General features: G+C 67.5%; 22 protein-coding genes and 1 pseudogene. 13 read left to right on the top strand and 10 right to left on the bottom strand.

What is annotated here, in order from left to right; all coding sequences use genetic code 11:
• Positions 1-236: 236 nt before the first annotated feature.
• Positions 237-374 carry a hypothetical protein gene (locus tag QZT59_RS08025; protein WP_290813932.1) on the top strand — a complete coding sequence of 46 codons (138 nt, stop codon included), beginning with the start codon at positions 237-239 and terminating at the stop codon, positions 372-374.
• Between the two features lie 189 nt (positions 375-563).
• The gene (map, locus tag QZT59_RS08020; RefSeq protein ID WP_290813929.1) at positions 564-1460 is read left to right on the top strand and encodes a type II methionyl aminopeptidase; all 897 of its coding nucleotides are present in this window, start codon (positions 564-566) and stop codon (positions 1458-1460) included.
• Positions 1461-1779: 319 nt separating this feature from the next.
• Here the strand turns inward: map and QZT59_RS08015 are convergent, their stop codons facing one another.
• Positions 1780-1980, bottom strand: coding sequence for a hypothetical protein (locus tag QZT59_RS08015; RefSeq protein WP_290813926.1), 201 nt, complete (start codon positions 1978-1980; stop codon positions 1780-1782).
• Between the two features lie 309 nt (positions 1981-2289).
• Here QZT59_RS08015 and QZT59_RS08010 point away from each other — a divergent pair, with 309 nt between their 5' ends.
• Entirely contained in the window at positions 2290-2832 is a 543-nt protein-coding gene (locus tag QZT59_RS08010) for an HIT domain-containing protein (protein WP_290813924.1), read from the top strand.
• Between the two features lie 100 nt (positions 2833-2932).
• Here the strand turns inward: QZT59_RS08010 and QZT59_RS08005 are convergent, their stop codons facing one another.
• Both QZT59_RS08005 and QZT59_RS08000 read right to left on the bottom strand, forming a co-directional pair.
• Complete coding sequence (locus QZT59_RS08005) at positions 2933-4186, bottom strand: tRNA (N(6)-L-threonylcarbamoyladenosine(37)-C(2))-methylthiotransferase (RefSeq protein WP_290813921.1); 1254 nt, start codon at positions 4184-4186, stop codon at positions 2933-2935.
• A gap of 116 nt (positions 4187-4302) precedes the next feature.
• On the bottom strand, positions 4303-5322 hold the full coding sequence (locus QZT59_RS08000) for an AI-2E family transporter (RefSeq protein ID WP_290813918.1): 1020 nt from the start codon (positions 5320-5322) through the stop codon (positions 4303-4305).
• Between the two features lie 148 nt (positions 5323-5470).
• Between QZT59_RS08000 and QZT59_RS07995 the strand changes: the two genes are divergently transcribed.
• The 5 genes from QZT59_RS07995 (at position 5471) to QZT59_RS07975 (ending at position 9413) form a co-directional block, all read left to right on the top strand.
• On the top strand, positions 5471-6187 hold the full coding sequence (locus QZT59_RS07995; RefSeq protein WP_290813916.1) for a DUF547 domain-containing protein: 717 nt from the start codon (positions 5471-5473) through the stop codon (positions 6185-6187).
• A 226-nt stretch (positions 6188-6413) separates the two neighbouring features.
• On the top strand, positions 6414-7103 hold the full coding sequence (locus tag QZT59_RS07990) for a hypothetical protein (RefSeq protein WP_290813914.1): 690 nt from the start codon (positions 6414-6416) through the stop codon (positions 7101-7103).
• 144 nt (positions 7104-7247) lie between these two features.
• A complete protein-coding gene (locus tag QZT59_RS07985) occupies positions 7248-8135 on the top strand; it encodes a DUF368 domain-containing protein (RefSeq protein WP_290813912.1) in 888 nt (295 codons plus the stop codon).
• Positions 8136-8232: 97 nt separating this feature from the next.
• A complete protein-coding gene (locus tag QZT59_RS07980; RefSeq protein WP_290813909.1) occupies positions 8233-8439 on the top strand; it encodes a hypothetical protein in 207 nt (68 codons plus the stop codon).
• Between the two features lie 176 nt (positions 8440-8615).
• Positions 8616-9413 (top strand): HNH endonuclease, encoded by a 798-nt coding sequence (locus QZT59_RS07975; RefSeq protein WP_290813906.1) that lies wholly within the window; start codon positions 8616-8618, stop codon positions 9411-9413.
• A gap of 163 nt (positions 9414-9576) precedes the next feature.
• On the opposite strand, the gene QZT59_RS07970 is transcribed toward QZT59_RS07975, so the two are convergent.
• The gene (locus QZT59_RS07970) at positions 9577-11628 is read right to left on the bottom strand and encodes a cation:proton antiporter (protein WP_290813903.1); all 2052 of its coding nucleotides are present in this window, start codon (positions 11626-11628) and stop codon (positions 9577-9579) included.
• Positions 11629-11893: 265 nt separating this feature from the next.
• Between QZT59_RS07970 and QZT59_RS07965 the strand changes: the two genes are divergently transcribed.
• Entirely contained in the window at positions 11894-12214 is a 321-nt protein-coding gene (locus tag QZT59_RS07965; RefSeq protein ID WP_290813900.1) for a universal stress protein, read from the top strand.
• Between the two features lie 93 nt (positions 12215-12307).
• Here the strand turns inward: QZT59_RS07965 and QZT59_RS07960 are convergent, their stop codons facing one another.
• The 4 genes from QZT59_RS07960 to QZT59_RS07945 form a co-directional block, all read right to left on the bottom strand.
• On the bottom strand, positions 12308-12754 hold the full coding sequence (locus QZT59_RS07960; RefSeq protein WP_290813897.1) for a universal stress protein: 447 nt from the start codon (positions 12752-12754) through the stop codon (positions 12308-12310).
• A gap of 69 nt (positions 12755-12823) precedes the next feature.
• On the bottom strand, positions 12824-13663 hold the full coding sequence (locus QZT59_RS07955; protein WP_290813895.1) for an amino acid ABC transporter ATP-binding protein: 840 nt from the start codon (positions 13661-13663) through the stop codon (positions 12824-12826).
• Positions 13664-13673: 10 nt separating this feature from the next.
• Positions 13674-14342: an ABC transporter permease gene (locus QZT59_RS07950; RefSeq protein ID WP_290813893.1), complete on the bottom strand. Its 669-nt coding sequence runs from the start codon at positions 14340-14342 to the stop codon at positions 13674-13676.
• The gene (locus tag QZT59_RS07945) at positions 14339-15232 is read right to left on the bottom strand and encodes a substrate-binding domain-containing protein (protein ID WP_290813891.1); all 894 of its coding nucleotides are present in this window, start codon (positions 15230-15232) and stop codon (positions 14339-14341) included. Before QZT59_RS07945 ends, QZT59_RS07950 begins: the two co-directional genes overlap by 4 nt.
• 261 nt (positions 15233-15493) lie before the next feature.
• On the opposite strand from QZT59_RS07945, the gene QZT59_RS07940 reads away from it, so the two are divergent.
• From QZT59_RS07940 to QZT59_RS07925, 4 genes are all read left to right on the top strand, one after another.
• Positions 15494-16480, top strand: coding sequence for a DUF3179 domain-containing protein (locus QZT59_RS07940; RefSeq protein ID WP_290813888.1), 987 nt, complete (start codon positions 15494-15496; stop codon positions 16478-16480).
• Positions 16481-16747: 267 nt separating this feature from the next.
• On the top strand, positions 16748-17296 hold the full coding sequence (locus QZT59_RS07935) for a hypothetical protein (protein WP_290813885.1): 549 nt from the start codon (positions 16748-16750) through the stop codon (positions 17294-17296).
• Between the two features lie 117 nt (positions 17297-17413).
• On the top strand, positions 17414-18112 hold the full coding sequence (locus QZT59_RS07930) for a trans-aconitate 2-methyltransferase (RefSeq protein ID WP_290813882.1): 699 nt from the start codon (positions 17414-17416) through the stop codon (positions 18110-18112).
• Between the two features lie 250 nt (positions 18113-18362).
• A complete protein-coding gene (locus QZT59_RS07925) occupies positions 18363-19067 on the top strand; it encodes a trans-aconitate 2-methyltransferase (protein WP_290813879.1) in 705 nt (234 codons plus the stop codon).
• Between the two features lie 69 nt (positions 19068-19136).
• Here the strand turns inward: QZT59_RS07925 and QZT59_RS07920 are convergent, their stop codons facing one another.
• A complete protein-coding gene (locus QZT59_RS07920; protein ID WP_290813876.1) occupies positions 19137-20474 on the bottom strand; it encodes a PQQ-binding-like beta-propeller repeat protein in 1338 nt (445 codons plus the stop codon).
• A 2-nt stretch (positions 20475-20476) separates the two neighbouring features.
• Positions 20477-20632, bottom strand: a pseudogene (locus QZT59_RS07915) (DUF3209 family protein); the annotation flags it as partial.
• Positions 20633-20733: the final 101 nt, after the last annotated feature.

Below are 20733 nucleotides of genomic sequence, written 5' to 3'. Positions count from 1 at the left end.
GTCGGTACTCGGTACTGCCGGGGTACTCGCGGGTAGTCGGTACTCGGTACTGCCGGGGTACTCGCGGGTCGTCGGTACTCGGAGTTGTTCGGACGACGGTCGGGCGTCGTCGAACGGACAATTTGACGCCAGAATCCCGTCGGTTCGACACGGAGGTTCGCCCCGCCGTTCCGTCGATATGTTTCGTCGATCGTCGAAGCAGAGTTTTATTATCGTCGACTGTATTGGTATCGCCCATGCTGGAACCGCCCAAGTACGCCGCCGTCCGCTGTCCGCACTGTCGCGCGTCGCTCTCGAACGTCCAGGGGGTGGCGGCGTGTCCCGATTGCGAGTACGTCGAACCGCGACCGTCGCGCGAACGCGGCGGTCGGTGATCTCGGCGGGTCCTCTTCATCGGTTTGCCATCGGCCGGCACGGTTCCGGTGGACCCAGCCGCCCCGACTCGTCCGTCCGCAGTCGACCGGCCGCGGGACCCCGATCCGTTCGGATTGGCGGCGGGGCTCGCGGTCGAGGCGGCCGATTCGAGGCGCAATCTCTTTTTGTCGACCCCTCCAACGCCGTCCATGGCCGAATCCGAGGTCGATCTCGAGTCGGAGCAGTACGAGAAACACCGCGAGGCGGGACGGATCCTCTCGCAAGTCCGCGAGGAGACCGCCGAGCGGGTGGACGTCGGGGTGAGCCACCTCGAGATCGCCGAGTACGCCGAGGACCGCATCCGCGAACTCGGTGGGACGCCCGCGTTCCCGGTCAACATCTCGATCGACGAGGAGGCGGCCCACGCGACGCCGGCCATCGACGACGACGCCACGTTCGGCGAGGAGATGATCAACCTCGATATCGGCGTCCACATCGACGGCTGGCTCGCCGACACCGCGATCACGGTCGACCTCTCGGGGAACCCGGAGCTGGCCGAGGCGCCGGCGGAAGCGCTCGAGGCGGCCATCGAGGTGGTCGAGCCGGGCGTCGACACGGGCGACATCGGCGCGGTCATCGAGGAGGTCATCGACGGGCACGGATTCAATCCGGTCGTCAACCTCACCGGCCACGGGCTCGGCCACTGGGAGCAACACACGAGTCCGAACATCCCGAACCGCGCCGTCTCCCAGGGAGCCACGTTGGAGGTCGGCGACGTCGTCGCGATCGAGCCGTTCGCGACCGACGGCGGCGGCAAGGTGACCGAGGGCGGGACCGAGGAGATCTTCTCGCTCGAGCGGGAGGGTACCGTACGGAACCGACAGGCCCGAGCGGCGCTGAAACAGATCACCGACGAGTTCCGAACGCTCCCGTTCGCCACGCGCTGGCTCGAGACCGACCGAGCGGAGATGGCGCTTCGTCGGTTGAAGCGAAACGACATCGTCCACGGATACCCGGTGCTGAAAGAAGACGAAGGGTGCCTGGTCAGCCAGAAAGAACACACGCTCATCGTCACCGAAGGCGGCTGCGAAGTGACGACCGAGTGAGGGTGGACGCGACGACTACGAACGCGACGACCGAGTGAGGGTGGACGCGACGAGCGAAGGTCGCTTCGACGTGCCGTTAGTGTGTGGCCACCGGCCAGACCGAACTCGTCCTCCCCAGGTCGATTCTCCCGTCGATCGGTTTCGTCTACTCGCGTGTTTTCGACGGGAGCTCGCCGCCGGAACGACCGGGACGTGGTGCGTGTACGGGTCCGGGGAGACCGAAATTCACCTTCTGGGGGACCGCGTCGTAGTGAGGTGAGAAGAACGAACGCGAGTACTATCCGGGGATTGGCACCACCGCATCGATCGATTCCGAGAGTCAGGCGTTGTTCATCCGCTGACTGTTGCGTCGGCCACAGCGCTGGCACTCCGTAACGCGATAGGGTTCCCGCGAGAACTGAGCGTTTTCTTTCTTCAGGCTCTCCGTTCTGATCTGGACGGAGACTTCGTGGAGCGTGTCGAGTTCACACTCGTCGCAGTATTCGGTCAATCCGTTAAATGAGTTGTCTGTCGTTGCCATCGTCGGATTACTTGCCCTAGGTCCGATATAAATCCACGCTTCACTTCGAGGACTGCGTCGTAAAACCGCTAGACGGCGTCGGGGTGGTGGAGTTACGGCTGGAGAACGTTCGAGAGCGTTCACTGATCGCTCTCGTGGCGTCGTTAGCCTAGTATTACCACTTCGTGACAGGAGTGTAATTTGGTATTACTCGCTTTTAGCCGCCGATCGGGCTCGTTCGAGGTGCCGTCCGCTCGCGAGGCGCTCTCGAATGCTCCGGTCGCCGGCGGGTACCGACCCTTTAGGGAGCTGGGCCCGTTCAGCGTGGACATGGACCGACTGTTCGCGCCGTGGCGGATCGAGTGGATCAAGCGGGACTTGAAGAACCCGACGATCGACGAGTGCGTCTTCTGTGAACTCCCCGAACGGGCCGCGGATCGCGAAAACCGTATCGTCGCCAGGAGCGATCGAAGCTTCGTCATGCTGAACAACTATCCGTACAATCCCGGCCACGTGATGGTGATTCCGCGCGTTCACACCGGTGACTACGGTGCGCTGGACGACGAGGTGGTGCTCGACCACGCCCGCCTGAAACAGCGGACGCTGGCCGCGGTCGAGGAGGCCCTCGACGTGGACGGTTTCAACGTCGGCTTGAACCTCGGTGACGCCGCCGGCGGATCGATCGACGACCACGTCCACACTCACGTGGTGCCCCGCTGGGCCGGCGACACGAACTTCATGCCCGTGGTCGGCGACACGAAAGTCATCGTCGAGGCGATCGAGGCGACGTACGACCAGCTTCACGACGCGTTCGCCGCGCAGGAAGACGCGTCGGTCGAGGCCGAGGACCGGGCCGTCGAGTTCGACTGGTGATGACGGGCCCATCGCACGATCGACGGCGCATCGACCGCCGTCGCCGGCGCTGGTCGAATTGGCGCCCCGAGCGGCTCGAGACGGTCCACCGAGGGGTTCCTCAGATCGGCTCCGCGAACGCGTACATGGTCTCGTGAGCCGTGATTTCGAGATCCACGAACTCGCCGGGTTCGAGGTCGTACTCGCTCGAGTTCCGGACGATCAGCTGCCGGTAGGCCGAGTCCCGGCACTTGACGGAGTCGCCGGTCCCCTCCTCGATTACCAGAACGTCCTCGCGGGTCTCGCCCACCATCTCGGCGTAGGTCTCCCCGACGAGTTCGCGTTTGAGCTCGCTCATCTCCCTCGAACGCTCCTTCTTGACGGTGCCGCCGAGCCCCTTCATGTCGGCGGCGTCGGTCCCGGGGCGCTTCGAGAATCGGGTGACGTTGATCTTCTCCGGGCGGGTCTCGCGCATGAGCGCGAGCGACTGCCGGTGGTCGGCCTCGGTCTCGGTCGGGAAGCCGACGATGAAGTCGGTCGAGAGCGTCCAGTAGTCGAGTCGGTCATCGAACGTCTCGACGCCCTCGAGGAACTCTTCGACCCGGTGCTGGCGGCGCATGTCGCCGAGGACGTCGTTCGAGCCGGACTGGACGGGTGCGTGCAGGAAGTCGTAGAGCTTCTCGTTGGTAGCGAAGACCTCCGCGAGCTCGTCTCGGATGCCGTGGACGCCCTTCGGGTTGGCCATCCCCACGCGGACCCGGAAGTCGCCCTCGATCTCGCAGATCCGTCCGAGCAGCTCGTGAAGCTTTCGTTCGCCCCTGTCCCAGCCGTAGACGCCGGTGTCCTGGCCGGTGATCCGCAGTTCCTTCGCGCCGGCGTGGACCAGCGCGCGGGCCTTCTCGACGTTCTCCTCGACGGGCGGCGAGTCGATCTTGCCGGTCGCGAACTTGGTGATGCAGTACGAGCAGTCGGACATGCACCCGCGGGCGATCGGCAGGATGCCCACGACGCCGTCGAGTACGGGCTTCGCGTCGGGCGTCGTCGTCGGACACTCGCCGTTCGTGATCGCCTCCGGCACCTCGTCCCAGTGGACGACCCGCGCGTCGACCCCGGCGTTGGCGAACGCTTCGCCCTGCGCGAGGGCCATGCAGCCGGTGACGACGAGGTCGGCGGTCTCCTCGGAGAGCTCTTCGGCCCGCCGAAGCATGTTCCGCTCGGTCTTCTCGACGACGGTGCAGGTGTTGAGGATCGCGACGTCGGCCTCGTCGGGGCCGTCGACCCGGTGGTGACCCGCGTCGCGGAGGCGCCGCTCGATCTGGCGGCTCTCCCCGCGGTTCGACGTACACCCGTACGTCTCGATGTGGTAGCGGGCCATCGCTATCCGATCTGGGGGCTCGCGGGGCAAAAGCGCGACGAATCGTTCGTCGACGGCGTTCGGGTGCGAGCGTCACCCTCTCCCACCCGGCGGTTCGCGGCGACCGTCGACGCCGGTCATCCGTCGGCGCCCGCCTCCTCGAGTCGCTCCCAGTTCTCGTCGAGCACGTTGACGGTCGCGAGCAGCGCGCCGACCACGACCGGGCCGAAGAATAGTCCCATGATGCCGAACGCGTAGATGCCCCCCAGGACGCCGATGATGATGATCGCGGGACTGATCTCGGCGTACCGATCGACGACGATCGGCCGGAGATAGTCGTCGGAGACGCCGACGACGATGGCGCTGTAGACGAACAGGCCGACGGCGAGGATCGGTTCGCCGGTCAGGAAGAGGTAGGCGACGGCGGGGCCCCACACGAGGAAGGCGCCGACCAGGGGGACGAGTGCGAGGATCATCATGACGACCGTCCAGAACGCCGCGTTGGGTATCCCCGTCGCGAACAGCCCGAGCCCGGCGATCAGCCCCTCGATGAACGCGATCAGGACGTGTCCGATCAGGACGGCGCGCATCACGTCGTCCATCTCCCCGAAGAGATCGTCCTGAACGTCGTCGGGCAGCGGCGTCCGCTCGCGCAGCCAGCCGACCATGTCGTCGCCGTCCTTGAGGAGGTAGTAGATCAGGAAGAGCGCCAGCCCGAAACCGACGAGCACGTGCGTGAACACGGCAAAGAACTCGGTCGTCCGCTCGAGGAGGATCGTGCCGATCTGCTGGCCAGCGTCGGCGGCCGACTCCGCCAGGTCGACGTCCACGCCGACCTCTTCCTCGATGAACTCCTCGATCTCGGCGATCTGCAGGGTTTCGGGGTCGATCTCGCCGAGGATGCGAGCCGCATCGTCTGCGATCACGCCCGCCATGACGACGACCGGGAGGACGAACAGCGCCACCGCCAGGGCGACGAGCGATCCGGCCGCGATGGTGGGCGAGGTTCGTCGCTCGAGCGGGCCCTGAAGCGGATGCAGCACGTACGCGATCAGGATTCCGAACAACACGAACTGGAGGAACGGGAGGACGAGTAGCAGCGAGAGGAGGCCGAAGACGGCAACGAGCGCGAGGAGCGTGCCCGTAGCGCGGTTCACGGTGCGACGTCGTCGAGCCGACCGATAAATCCGGCTTATCGATCCGACAGTTTGCCGCCGAAACATCGTATTGACCCCCGATCGCGACGGAGAGTCACGATAACCCACAAAGCGGGTTCATGAACCTGGTTCTCGAATAGCCACTCGAATGTCGACGCAGCTCGACCCCCTCACCGTGTCAGCCGACCTGCTCTACTCGGTCAAGACGGGAGGCGAAACGCGATCCCTTCGAGAGCGCCTGGCGGGCCTCGATCGGGACCGGCTCGAGCGAACGCTGGCGGACCGCCCGCGACGCCTCTCCTTCTGGCTCAACGCGTTCAACGCGTACGCCCAGCTGCTGCTGGAGCGCGACCCGTCGTTGCTGTCAGGCGGTCGTCTCGACCGGTGGAAGTTCTTCGCCCGCGACCGGATCCCCATCGCCGGCGCCTGGCTCAGCCTCAACGACCTTCGGGACGGCATCCTCCGGAGCTCCAGCCATCGGTGGGGCCTGGGATACCTGCCGCGACCGTTCCCGTCCCGGTTCGAACGCCGGTTCCGCCTCGAGGAGTGCGATCCCCGGATCCACTTCGCGCTCAGCACCGGCGCCGAGAGCTCGCCGCCGATCGCCGTCTACTCGCCCGAAGACGTCGAGGAGGAACTCGACGTGGCGACCGAGTGGTACCTCGAAGAGAACGTCTCGTACGATCGAGAGCGAGACGTCGCCACGGTTCCTCGCCTCTTTCGCTGGTACCAGGGAGATTTCGGCGGCCCCAGCGGCATCCGTCAGTTCCTGAAGCGCTACGACGCCGTTCCCACCGCCGCGACGCCGTCGCTCGAGTACGACGACTACGACTGGTCGGTCGACGTCGAGCGCTTTAGCACCTGAGGTCGAGCGGCTCAGTACTCGAGCGCCCCCACGAACCCGATCGCTTGCCCAATTACAGGTATCTTGCCAGGAGAAGAGGCGTTGCTTTCCCCATCGTGTAGCCACTTGCACTTTTCGATTGCAAGTACACACTCTGTCCAACACCGTATGGTAATGGAAAAAGGAATTATGTTTTAGCTATTTCTATTCGAGAGAAATTTATTAGTGAGGTAATGATTGTTATATTGTGGCTGAATATCCCAACAGGCGGGATGTGATCGCATCGGTAGGCACGGGCGCGATCATCGGTGTCGGTACCGTCGCCGGTGACCGAGACGATGACGACTACACTCGTGCGCATTTCGAGCGCGCTCGAGATCGTTACAACAGTGAAGGGAGGGCGATCGAAGCGGTTCAACGGCACGCACAGCCAGTTCTCGATCTCCTCGAGGCGTCCGAAATCATCCCGAAGGCTACGCCTTCGATCTTCCGAACCGGTAACGGAACGCTTTCCGAAGAGGACGTTCAGGCGGGCAATACGGGGGTCTTCGTAAATAGAGTCATGTCATCTGAGGATCCGGAGCCGACGGCTCGAATCACCGCGAGGTACGAGACGGAGAAATACTCCGTCGGGGTATACGTCAAGCCGGAGCAGGAGACAAGCTACGCGATCATCGTGAGCAAGTCCGAACGGGATAGCGCGACTGTCATAACCCTCGACGACGTCCAGGACGACGACATCTCGACCCTGGACGAAGTGTGCCCCGATTGTGGTGGTGGCGGAGGGTGTGGATATCTCACCACGAACTGTACGTCATCCACAAGCCGTTCCTGTCACGGCGTCTACGACGAGTACGAGATCTGGGAGTGCACCAATGGAGAGTGCTATTGGGCAGATCGGGTCGGCTGCTGCGGATCTCCGAACGAGCCGTGTTAGGTGAGGGACCTCGCCAACTCCTGTTCGTCGAATCCATTCGCCGAGGAGAGAAGGCATACTAATCAGGCTGGTCTCCGTGCACGGAATTGCAGAATGACCGGACGGACCACGTCGAGCCTACGACTCTATTGCTATGGCCTCTGCATGGGTACCGCCGATGCCCTGCCCGGGGTCTCCGGTGGGACCGTGGCGTTACTGCTCGGGATCTATAGCCGATTGATCGCGGCGGTGAGCGAACTCACTCCGACTCGAGTCGTCGAGATGCTCCGGGATGCGTACCCGCCGTCGGTCGAGAACTTCCAGAACCAGATCGCCGAGAACGACCTCTATTTCCTCGCGGTCCTCGGAGCGGGCATGCTGACGGCTGTTGTCGTGATCGCGAATCTGGTGACGGTTCTCTACGAGACGTACCCGACACCCCTCTTCGCTTTCTTCACCGGCTTGATCGGAGCGTCCGCCCTCATCCTCTACCGCGGGCTCCAGCTACGCACCCCGTCGCGACTGATCGCCGTCGCGTCCGGATTCTTGCTCGCGTTCTTGGTCTCCAGCGGCGTAATCGGGATCCCTGCCAGCGGCTATCCCGCCGTTTTCCTCGCCGGGGCGATCGCGATCAGCGCGATGATTCTCCCGGGCATCTCGGGGTCGCTCATCCTGATCCTGCTCGGGAAATACGTCTACCTCTCGTCCGAGCTATCGCTCTTCGTCGCCTCGCTAACACGGCTGGTAAACGGCGGTTCAACGACGAACCTGATCGGACCCGGGACCACCATTCTGGTCTTCGTTATCGGTGGTTTTATCGGTCTGCTTACAATCTCCCGGGTGATCCGCGCCGCCCTCGAGGCCAGGCGCGGCTGGACGCTCACGTTCCTCGTGAGCCTGATCGCTGGCTCTATTCGTGCGCCGATCGAGGAAATCTCCGACCATACCACGCCGGCCGTCGAGACGTATCTGGTCGTCACGTTCTGGGTTCTGTCCGGCGCTGTAGCCTTACTCGTGATCGATCGGGCGGCGGGCGGTTTGCAAGCCCGGTAACGCGTCGACCGCCGCGAATCCGATCCGTCGTTCGACCTCCGTGCCCGTGGCGAGCGCAACGCGGCCGTTTTTTCCGCCGACCGTCGTATACGCTCTCATGGTCGAGGTCCAACGACACGACCCGGACGACGACTCGGCGTGGATCGAGGCGAGCCACGACGGCGTCGAGTACCGGTTCACCGTCGTCGGCGAAGACGAGCTGGAGCTCCGCGAGACCAGCCAGGACGCGAAGGTCGGGAAGGAGCCGCCGGAACCCGTCCGCGACCGGCTGGCGTCGATGGGGTATCACGAGGTCAGGACCTGACCGGCCCGTCTCGACGCGTCGGTCGCCGCCTCGCTCTCTCGCGGATCCTCACCGCGTTCGAATCCGCGCTGCTCGCGGGTCGTCCCTCCCCGCTCGCCGTTCCGAGGCGATTCGCTTCGCTCACCGCCTCGCCCTCCACCCGAACGCTTTTCCCCAATCGCAGTCTTCCCCGGTTCGTGAACGAACGCGGGCGTGCGGACGACCGAACGGTATTCGAACGCGACGGCTACGCCTGCGTCCACTGCGAGGCCGAGGGGGACGGTCCCGCGGATCTCGACGTCTACCGGATCGACGACGACGGCGACGCGCCCGCGAACCGGGAGCTACTGGCGAGCGTCTGCGAACGGTGTCACGGGACGTTGCGCGGGGATCCGCCGGGGTGGCGACGCCGCCTCGGGACCGACCCCGCCGACGGTCTGCTGGCGCTTCTCCGGGAGGTTACGACGACGCAGGGGTCGGCCGTCGCCGACGTCGCGGACTTCGCGGCGACGGCCACCGGCGGCGTCGACGCCGACGACGAGGCGGCTCGACGGCGGTACCTCGACGACAGGCGGCGGGTCAGGTTGGCCCTCGCCGTCGTCGACCGCCACCTCGCCGGTGCCGGTGCGGAGACCGTCGACCTCGGCGACGACGTCGCGCTCGCGTTCGACGCCGTCCGGGACGAGGCGCGGACGCTTCAGGACCTGCTGGTCGAGGTCGTGGTGCTCGCCGAGACGGCGGTGGCCGCCGCGGGACGCTGTCACGCCTGCCTCGAACCGGTCGTGGGCGACCCGGGGTCCGGGGGCCTCGACCGTTGTGACGCGTGCGGAACCGCCGTCCGCGAGGCGAGCGAGTGGACCGCCGACGACGGCGAGGTTTCGCTCGCGGCGCTCTACGGGACGGTCAACGATCGACTCCAGGAGGCTTCCGCGACGACGGAGGTGCTCACGAAGCGCACCGGACAGCTCGCGGAGTTGTTGACGGGCCGTTCGTGAGCCCGTGGAGTTGCTGACGAGCCGTTCGTGAGCCCGTGGAGTTGCTGACGAGCCGCTCTCGAGCGCCAAAATCAGAAGAGAGCGTCGAATCGGACCGCAGATCACTCAAACTGGAGGAGCCCTCGATCGTCGATCACTCGCACTTCGGGACGCCGGTCGTCGATCACTTGAACTGGAGGAACTGCCGATCGTCGTCCTTCTCGGCGTCGGCCGGGTAGACGACGAGGAAGTTCCCTTCCGTGAGCGTCGAGATGCTCTTGGGCAGCGTCCGGAGCTCGTCGTGCCAGCCCATCGTGCCGCGGCGCGCGCTCATCGCGACGATCAGCTCGTCGTCGTCGTCGACGTCGTCGCGGAGCACGTCGAGCAGGGCCTTCCAGCCCTCGACGCGCTCGAACTCCGCCGGCACCTTCGGGTCGACCAGCTCGAACAACCGCTCGATTCGCTCGGGATCCGCGTCGACCACCAGCGCGCGGATCGACGCGCCGAGCCCCTCGCTCACCCGTTCGACGGTGTGGACGGCCTCGAAGAAGCCGTCGTTGTGCTCGATCCCGCGCGGGAGGATCAACACGACCTCCTCGGTCGTGCTGATCTGCTCGCGGACGTGGGAGACGAGCACCAGCTGCTTGGTCCGGGTGAGCACGCGGTCGATGACGTCTCCGAAGACGCGCTGGCGGCGGGAGGCGGCGCCGTCCCAGCCGATGACCAGCGTCGAGATCCGGTTCTCCCGGACGGCGCGAACGATGCCGGATCCGACGTTGTGGTCGATGCGCGTCTGGCTCTCGACGGGCACTTCGGCGCCAGCGCTGTACTCTTCGGTCCCCTCGAGGGCCTCCTCGATCTCGGCGATCTCCGCGTCGGTCTCGAGGTCCGCGCCCGGCTTCGCGACCGTGAGGGTGTACAGCGGCTCCGGCGAGGCGCCGCGCACGATCAGCGCCAGATCCAGCAGCTGACGCTGGTAGTGGGAGTTCCGAGAGAACGGCACCATCACGCGCTGGGGTGCCTCGCCCGGGTCGTACTCCGCTTCGGTCTCCGCGCGAACGACCTCGCGGCCGTACCGGTCGACGATCGCCGGGCTGATCACGCTCACCACGAGGATCATCAGGATGACGGCGTTGAGCATGTTCTCGTCGAAGAGGTCGGCCTCGAAGCCGATGAGAACGATCGCCAGCGCGGCGGCGGCCTGACCGACCGAGAGGCCGAACATGGTCATCGTCTGGTCGCGGGAGTAGTCGTAGACCTGGCCCGTGAGCCATGCCGCCGCGAGCTTCGTCACCAGGACCATCACGATCAGCGAGCCGGCGATCACCAGCGTGTCCGTGCCCTCGGTGAGCGCCCTCAGATCGACGTGCATGCCGACCCACAGCAGGAAAAACGGGATGAACAGCGCGTTGCCGACGAACTCGATGCGGTTCATCAAGGGACCCGTCTCGGGGATCTGCCGGTTGAGCACGAGTCCGGCGAGGAACGCGCCGACGATGTGCTCGACGCCGGCGACCTCCGCCGCGTACGCGCAGACGAACAGCACCGCCATCACGAAGAGGAACTCGTAGTAGCTCTCCTGGTCGACGGTCCGGAAGAACCAGCGGCCGATCCGTGGAACGATCACCCAGACGCCGCCGAACAGCAGGACGAGCCCGACGGTGAGCCACAGCCAGAATTCCGGTCCGATCCCGCCCTCGACGGAGGCGGCGACGACCACCGCGAGCACGAGCAGCGCGAGGGTGTCGGTGATGATCGTCCCGCCGATGGTCGCGGTCACGCTCTCGTTCTTCACGATTCCCAGTCGGTTGATGACCGGATACGCGAGCAGCGTGTGCGAAGCGAAGATCGACGCGAAGAGGACGGCGGCCGCGAGCGACAGCCCGAGGAGGTAGTACCCGACGACCGTCCCGATCACCTGCGGGATGACGAACGAGGCCAGCCCGAAGACGACGCTCCGATCCTTGTACTCGATGAACTGGGAGAGGTTGATCTCGAGGCCCGCGACGAACATCAGGTAGACCAGCCCGATCGTCCCCAGGAGGTCGAAGGTGGCGTCCAGTTCGAGGATCCCCAGCCCCTCGGGGCCGATCGCGACGCCGACGAGGATGATGCCGACGATGCCGGGCAGGCGGGCTCGCTGGAGGACCAGCGGCGCCGCCAGGAAGACGAGCATCGCCAGGCCGAAGATGACGATCGGATCTTCGAGGGGCAAGACGGGTGGGAAATCGCCCATGGGATATCGATGTGCCGGATTTCGAACCGGTTCGTGCATCGACACTCCCGGTCGGATCGTAATAGGTGTAGGGGATGCGGGCGCGAACGAGCCCGTGTGCCGGACGCGGACGATTGAGCGCCCCGTCAGCACGCGAATGTTCTTGGGGCCCCGAGTCAGTCCCTCGTCAGGCCGAGCGCCTCCCGTCCGGGGCCGGCTCGCACTCCCGAGCGCCCTGCTACTCGGTCGCCGAATCCGGGATACGGTCGATCACGTACTCGTTCCGGTGGACGGCTCGGACGTCTCGACGGATGCGCTGGTGCTCGCGTGCGAAACGCACCCTGACGCCGAAATTTCGGTCATCCGCGTCACTGATCCGACCCGCGCGGATAGCTACACGTTGCTGACCGACGCCCAATCGGACGGACTGAATGCGGCGAGCGAACGACCGTCCGAACGGGCGGCGGCCGTGTTCGCCGAGGCGCGCGAGGCGGATCGCGGGGTCCCGGGGAGCCGGGGTCGGGATAGTCCCGGCCAGGTGTTGCTCGGTAGCGTCGCCGAACTGGTCGCCCGCAGAGCGTCCGTCCCGGTGATGATCGTGCGATGATCCGTCGACGGACGTATCGTCGGCCCAGACGAGATGGTCAACCCCGACGGAATCGTCGGCCCCGACGGGATCGACGGCGTGGACCGTCGCCGCTCACTCGGTCTTCCGGACGACGTAGACGTCGTAGGCTCGGTCGCTCGCGACCGATCCGCCGACGCTCGCGTCGGGACGGATGACCGAACCGGCGTTCTCGCTGCCGACGAACACCACGGAGGCCCCCACCTCGTTCGCGACCCGTCTGATCGCCCTGACGACTGTGGACGCGGCGGTCGCGGTGGGCTCGTCGGAGCCGACGAGTTCGATCCGGAACGTCGACTCCGGGGCGACCTCCTTCGCCCGGCTCTGGAGGGCGGACTCGAGTTCTTCCATTCGGAGCGGCTCGTCCTCGGCGATCCAGCCGCGATCCCGGGCGAAGTCCGCGTCGTCTGGGATCGCCGAGAGCGCGAGCACCTCCTCGTCGCGGAGGTCGCCCAGTTCGGCCGCCTTGCGGAGGGCCGCGCGAGACAGTTCGGAGTCGTCGAAGGGGACGAGTAGCGTCATGCCTTCCCGTCACACGAGGGCACCCGTAAATCTTCGCGCCACGGGGGATGGCGGGCGGGCGATTCGGGCCTAGCGTCTCGACTCTTCGGTCGGTGCGGCCTCGGTTTCGACGTCCGGCAGCTCCTCGGCCGCGGCGTCGTACAGCAGGTCCCCGTCGACGAACCGGCGCGTCCGCGGATCGCGGGGGGATTCGAACACCCGCGTCGCGGGCCCGACCTCGATCAGCTCGCCGTCGAGGAGGACGCCGACGCGGTCGGAGAGCCGTCGGGCCTGGTGCATGTCGTGGGTCGCCAGCAGGACGCCGTGGCCTCGATCGCTGGCGCGGGAGACGGCGTGCTCCAAGATCGCCGTGTTCCGCGGGTCGAGATCGGACGTCGGTTCGTCGAGTACCAGCAGATCGGGATCGTAGGCGAGCGCTCGCGCGAAGGCGATCCGCTGTGCCTCGCCGCCGGAAAGCGACTCGACGTGGCGTTCGCGATGCTCCTCGAGCCCGACGAGCGCCAGCGCCCGCTCGATGCGCTCGTCCCCGTCGGTCGTCGATCGTCCGAGGAGCCGACGCGGCGCGTCGATCAGCCGCTCGCGCCACGGGCGACGCACGCGGAGGCCGGCTTCGACGTTGCGCGCGACGGTCGCGTCGAAGAGGCTCGCGCGCTGGAAGACGACGCCGATCCGCCGGCGCCGGGCGAGGCGCTCGCTCTCGGCGAGCGCCCACGGGTCGACCCCGTCACAGCGGACCGCGCCCTCGCCCGGGGGCTCGAAGAGGCTCGCCAGCCGGAGCAGCGTGGTCTTGCCCGCGCCGGAGGGCCCGATGATCGTGACGATCTCGCCGTCGGCGACCGCCAGGGAGACGTCTTCGAGCACCGGATCGCCGTCGAAGCCGTGGGAGACGTCGGTCAGTTCGAGGTGCATGGTGGGTGAATCAGCGTCCGCGCAGCCGGAGGACGACCCCGTTGATCAGGAAGACGAGGGCGAGCAGCACGGCGCCGAGCAACAGCGCCGTCTCGAACTCGCCGCGGCTGGCCTCCAGCTGGATGGCCGTCGTCAGCGTTCGGGTCTTCGAGGTGCCGTCCGCGTAGGCGACGTTTCCGCCGACGATCAGCACCGAGCCGACCTCGCTGATCGCCCGGCCGAAGCCCGCGAGGACGCCGGTCGCGACGCCGTACCTGGCCTCGCGGAGGGTGAAGAGCGCGACGTCGGTCCGCGTGCCGCCGATCCCGTAGGCGGCCTCGCGCACCCTCTCGTCGACGCCCTCGATCGCCGACAGCGAGACGCCGGTGATCACCGGCGCCGCGAGCACGAGCTGGGAGAGGATCATCGCCTGCGGCGTGAACACCAAGTCGAGCGAGCCGGCCGGGCCCTCCCTCGAGAGCGCGAACAGCACCAGGAGCCCGACGACCACGCTGGGAAAGCCCATCCCGGTGTTGATGATGGCCGTCACGACGCGCTTGCCGCGGAAGTCGTTGAATCCCACCAGGAACGCGATCGGGAGCGATAGCGCGGTACTCAGGAGGACGGCCGTGACGCTCACCGCCAACGAGACCTCGACGATGCTCCGGAGGTACGTCGGGTCCGAGAGGCTCCCGCTCACGCGGAATCGCCCTCCTCCTCGCGCGCACGGACACGTTCGGTCACCTCCGCCCGGTTCGACGCCGGCTCGAAGATGCGCTCGCCGCCGACCCTGAACTCGTCGACGATCTCCTGGCCGTCGGGGCCGGTCACGAAGTCGACGTACGCCGACGCGGACTCGTGGTCGACCGATCCCCGCCGGTCGGGATCGACCGCGATCACGCCGTACGGGTTGGCGAGCTCGTCCGGGCCGCCGCGCAACGGCCCGTCGAGCAACACGACGAGGTCGACGTTGTCGACCATCGACCCGAGCGTCGGTCGATCGCTCAGCGCGTAGGCTTCCCGTTCGCTCGCGTGGACGAGCGTCGAGCCCATTCCCTGCCCGACCTCGGTGTACCATCGGCCGCCGGGCTCGGCCGCCGTCGCGTCCCACAGCGACAGCTCGCGGTGGTGGGTTCCCGAGTCGTCGCCGCGCGAGACGAACGAAGCTTCGGCGTTCGCGATCGTCTCGAGCGCCTCCGCCGTCGTCTTCGCCGCCGAGACGTCGGCCGGGTCGCCGGGCGGACCCACGAACACGTAGTCGCTCGCGAACGCCTCGTGGCGCTCGACGCCGTAGCCTCGGCGGACGAACTCCTCCTCGAGGTCCCGCGCGTGCACGAGAACCGCGTCCGCGTCGCCGTCGCGCGCGGTCCGGAGTGCCGCCCCGGTCCCCCGCGGGACCGCGCTCACTCGGACGCCGGTCCGCCGAGTGAACGCGGCGTGGAGCTCGTCGAGCAGGCCGGACTCGTAGGCGCTCGTCGTCGTCGCGAGCGCGAGGTCGCCATCGCCGCCCGCGCCGAACGCGGTGCAGCCGGCGAGCGATGTGGCGACGGCGCCCGAAACCGAACTCAGGTACGCCCGACGGGACGGCATCTTGCACCAACAGTTAGCACGCCGGCCGATAAGTCTATCGCGTGCCGCACTCCGGCCCCAAAATCGAGCTGTGGGAAGCCTTTCCGATCTTTCCGAATCGTAACCACATTTGGTCACTAGCGCCGGCCCGGAACCGGTGTGAGGGGTCGCCGCGATCGAACGCGGAGGTCGCCGTTCGAGGGACTTCGAAGCCGCCGGGGGCGATCGCCGGCCCGTCGATCGATACCAGCACCTTTGGCACTCCTCGCGAAACGATCGCCCATGCACGTCCGGCAGGTGATTCCCCGCGACTCCATCCCGAGCATCGACGCGCCGCGGTTCGCCGACGAGTACCCTTGGTCCGGCGACGACGAGGTGATCGTCGTCGACGCCGAGCCGGCGCGGGCGTACCCGCTCCGGATCCTGGACTATCACGAGATCGTCAACGACGAGGTCGGGCGGATCGACGCCGCCGGGTTCGACGCTGCGGACGACGCCGAGTCGATCCCGATCGCCGTCACGTGGTGTCCGCTCTGTGCAAGCGCGGTGGTCTACGACCGCCGCGTCGACGGCCGACCCCTGACCTTCGGCGTCAGCGGCAAACTCGCCGACGACGACCTCGTGATGTACGACCGCGAGACCGAGTCGGAGTGGAAGCAGTCCGCGGGGGAGGCCATCGCGGGCGAACTAGCGGGCGACCGACTCGACGTCCTCCCGGCGACGACGCTCACCGCTCGGCGATTCGCCGCGGAGTATCCCGACGGCGTCGTCCTCCAGCCGGTGGAAGACGGCGAGAGCGAGGCCGCGGGCGACGGCGACGATCCCGAGCCGATCGACTACGACGAACGCCCTTACGGCGGGTACTTCTCGAGCGACGGATTCGGCCTCGCCGCCCACCGCGGGGAGGGCGGACGGGAGTGGGAGCGGGAGGATATCGAGGCGAAGACGGTCGTCCTCGGCCTCGAAATCGGCGAGGAGGCGGTCGGCGTTCCGCTCCCCAGCGTCGAGGCCGCTGGCGGCGTCCTCGAACTCGCGGTCGGCGGAACCGACGTCGTAGTCGTCGCGGACGACGGCCTCCACGCCTTCGAGCATCCGGGCGGGGACGTCGAGGTCGACGAGGAGGGTCGGCTGGTCGCCGACGGCACCACCTGGGACGGCGCGACCGGCGAGTCGGCCGACGGCAGCGAGCTCGAGCGAGTGCCCGCGCGTCGGCTGTTCGCGTTCGCCTGGCAGGACGATCACGGACCGGAGGCGTTCTACGAGCCCTAAAGAGGACCGCCGTCGAGGGGGAAATCGCTACTCAAAACGCAGGATTTAAATCTATCCGTCTCGAAATTGTAAGTGAGGAAAAAACTCAATCTATTTGGTAAGAGTTATCGGGTAGCGCGTGCTACGCACTACGGCCGGGATCGGGTCCGGGCCACCGGGTCGACGAAGTTCGTTCGGTTCGACGGCTATCGGCGAACGTCGGCCGCCGGCGACTCCGACTCCGTCCTCCGCGACCGATCGCCCGCCGATCCCGCGCGTCCCAGCACGATGACGGACTCACCGCACTCCACGGCCGCCGATTCGGAACCGGACTCGATCGACCCCGCGACGCTCCGCGAGCGTCCCGACGTCGTCTACGAGGAGGCGACCGCCGTCTACGACGACCTCGAGGACTTCGAGCGAGGCGTGCGCGACACCGCCGTCGTGGGCGTCACGAACGGTGAAGGGGAGGTGTGCTGTTTCGTGAACGAAGGGCGCGGGTTCGCCGGGCTGCCCTGGGAGCCGGTTTCGGACGACAACTGGCTCGACGCCGCCTACAGCTCGATCGAGGACTGGTGTACCGGGACTGGGTTGGCGATCTCGATCGACGGGGCGGAGCTCGTCCGCCGGGTCGAGCACGAGGTGGTCGGCGACGACGAGCCTCGCGCCGCGACGCACACGATCCTGTTCCGCGCCTCGCCGGTCGAGGCGGACCCCGCCCTCGAGAACCTCGCGGGGTCGGACGACTGGGACGCCGGCTGGTACGACGGCGTGCCCGACGCCGCGCCGGCGACGCCCGACGAGGTGGCGGACGACATCCGTCGGTTCGTCGGCTGATCCGCCCCGTTCCGTCTGCGCCGGTCTCGTTTCGTCGAGCGGGTCTCCCCGGGGCCGCGACGTTCGAAAGCGAACCCACGTCACCGAAAATAAAAAATCGACCCAACAATACTGCAGATGTCCGAATCCGACCTCACGACCCCGTTCGACTGGCACCGCTTCTGGACCGAGGCCGACGGCGACCGCCGTCGGAGCGCCCACGTCGGGCAGTACGGCAAGGCCGACCTCCTGGCGCAGTTCTTCGAGACCCGGGGCGTCCCCGACTCGGTCGCCTCGTTCGGCTGCGGGCCGGCGGCGTGTCCGATCGAACTGGCGACGCGGTACCCCGAAACGGCGGTCCACGGCTACGACGCCGCGCCGTCGGCGATCGCCGAGGCGCGCGAGCGGATCGCCGATCGCGGGCTCGAGAACGTCACCGTCGCCGTCGACCACCTTCCCGAACCGAACGTCGACCGCAGCTTCGACCTCGTCTACTGCTACGCGACGCTGCACTACGTGGACGACGTCGAAACCGCATTGCGGGAACTCTTCGCTCGGGTCGCGGACGGCGGTCACCTCGTGTTCAACTATCCGAACAGACTAACGCTGTCGACCTACCGACGGCTCGTGCGGGGTGAGGCCGATCGGCCGCTCCCGGGCGACCCGGACGATTTCCGCGAACGCTACCGGCTGGTCTTCGCGGAGCGAAACCTGCTGTCGTACGACCGGGTCGAAACGATCCTGGGTCGTCGACCGCGGAGTTTCTGGTCGGTCGTCGAGCGACCCGACGCCCCGTGGATCGGCCGCGACAACCCGCTCGTCTACGTTCGAAACTGATCGTCGTTTCCCGCCGAGTCCTCGAACCTGTCGCGAGCTCGTCGGTCCTCGAACCTGTCGCGAGCTCGTCGAGTATCCGAACCCGCCGCGAGTTTGTCGGGTATTCGAACCCGCCGCGACCCGGCGCACGCGGGGGTCCCGCGGAAACGCCCGCGGGGACTGGTTCGAAGTGTGCGAGCGGGCGCCCCACCGGAGCGGCCGATCCGCTCGGCCGTACGTGCCGATCGCGCCCGACCGATCTCAGTCACCCATGACCGACGCCACCCACCCCGACACGATCGACTGGAACCGATTCTGGACCGACGCCGACGAGGACGACCGCACCGGCGCCACGCCGAGCGCCGCTCACGCGGTCGACCTGCTGGCGGACTTCTTCGGGGCGAAGGGCGTCCCGGATTCGATCGCGGACGTGGGTTGCGGCCCGGGCGCGCTCGTCTTCGAGCTCGCCAACGGGTACCCGGAGACGACGGTGATCGGCTACGACGCGGCCGATCCCGTCCTCGCCGAGAACCGCGACCGAGCGCACGAAGAGGGCGTCGGGAACGTCCGCTTCGAGCGCGCCGTCCTCCCCGAGTTCGATCCCGGCCGGACGTTCGACCTCGTGTTCTGCTTCGCGACGCTCTGTTACGTGGCCGACTCGGAGACGGCGCTTTCCAACTTGTACGACGCGGTCGCGCCGGACGGTCACCTCGTCGTGAGCTACATCAACGACTTCGGTCGAGCCCACTACAGGCGGGCGCTCGGAGACGATACCGACCGTACGCTCGGCCCCGGCTACGACCCCGACCGATTCGCCGAACGGTTCCGCTTGACGCTCGAGGGCGAGAGCACCCTCTCCTATCGGAAGATCCACGACGCGCTCGGCACCTGGCCGCGGAGCTTCTGGGAGGTCGTCGACAAACCCGAGGAGCCGTGGGCCTGGCGGCAGGTGCCGCTGGTGTGGGTGCCGAAGTGAGCGGTCGGCCGGGTGGTCGGGTCTAGCGCGTGTGGTCAGGCCCGGCGCGTGAATCGACGCGGCCGTCGCTCACCCGTCGAGCGAGCCCACGTGTAGCGCGTACGAGCCGAGCGTCCGTCCGTCGTCGTGGTAGACGATCGGTTCCTCGATCGCCGCGACGAGTTCGCCGTCCGTCGCCGCGGCGGTGACGATCCCGTCGGTCGGCGCGACGTCTACGCAACCGGTATCGAGGTCGAGCCTCCGGATCGCGTGCGTTTCGGCGTCCCGCACCCGGAAGTTCTGGGCGCTGGGCAGGACGAGGCTCGAGCCGTCGGCCGCCAGCTCGTGGACGAAGCCGCCCGTATCCGCCGTAAATCGTCGTTCGCCGTCGGCGTCGTAGCCGAACCCGGTGTGCTCGTCCGGGTGGCGGGTCTCCGTCTCGCGGTTCTCGCGGGCGTAGGTGTTTCCGGTGACGAACGCGACCCGGCCGTCGTGGGCGTACGCGTGGTTCGGGTAGGCGTAGAGGGTCTGCCCTTCCAGTTCGCGCTCGGTGGCGAGTTCGACCCGCCAGCGCTCGCGGCCGGTCCCGCGGGCGTCCGTCCCGCCGTCCGGGTCGAACACGTAGCCGCAGTAGTCGCCGTGACTCGTCACCGCGAGCGCGTCGGTCTCGCGGTCGAACGCCACGTCGCCCACGCGCCGATCGCCCTCGGTGCCGGGATCCCAGTCCCATGCGACCTCCCCCGTGGCCGCGTCGAGCACCACCAGCCCGTGCTGGTGGTCGGCGAAACACCGGTTGTAGCCGACGGCGAGGCGTTCGCCGGCGGCGTCGCGGTCGATCGCGATCGGCGAGGCGTCGGTCTCGTACCGCCACCGGACCGCCCCGTCGGCGTCGAACGCCAGCACCGCGCTGTGCCAGCGGCGGTCGTCCCCGTCGCGCTCGTACCGACGGACGGCCGCGAAACAGCCGCCGGTCGGATCGTCCGCGACCGCCACGACGTACGGCCAGTAGAACACGCCGTCCGACGTGGATTCGCCGACGTCGGCCGTCCCGTCGTAGGCCCACCGCTCGCCGCCGCCTTCGGGGCCGAGCGCGGCGACCGTGCCCGCACCGCCGCGACAGCCGACGACGATCGCGTCGCCCGCCTCGGCCAGGGTGACGGGGTGGGCGTCGAACGAGCGACGCCAGCGCTCCGAACGGGCGAAGGCGTCGCCGTCGATCGCCACGTCGTCGGCGCCCCCGGCGCCGTCAGCTTCGGTCTCGACGTCGAAAGCCGCCACCTCGCCGTTCCAGGTGCCGACGACGACCAGCCCGTTCCGGACGAGGACGCCGGACCGGCGCCACATGTGCCGGCTCCGGGCGGGATCTAGTTCGCCGAGGTCGACGACCGCCTCGAGGGCGGGCGCCGACTCACGCTCCGGTTTCGCCATCGTCACTCCTCCGCGGGGAACGCCTCGTGCAAGACGTGATGGGACGTCTCCAGCCCCACGAGGACGCTCTCGCTCTGCTCGGTGAGTCGCCGAACGACGAGTTCGGCGTCGCGGACAGCGACGAGCCGACCCCGCGTGTAGCCGTACTCGGGATCGTCGGGTCCGAGGTCGAGTTTCGAGCTCAGGACGGCTCGCCGCTCCGGTTCGGTCGGCCCCGCCTTCGCACCGTGTGACAACGCGATGGGTGGCATCACCCGGC

It is taken from the genome of Halovivax sp. (genome assembly GCA_007119345.1).
In the GTDB taxonomy this organism is placed as follows: Archaea; Halobacteriota; Halobacteria; order Halobacteriales; family Natrialbaceae; genus Halovivax.
Note: the sequence above shows the minus strand (reverse complement) of the source record. Positions and strands in the feature narration are given on the sequence as shown.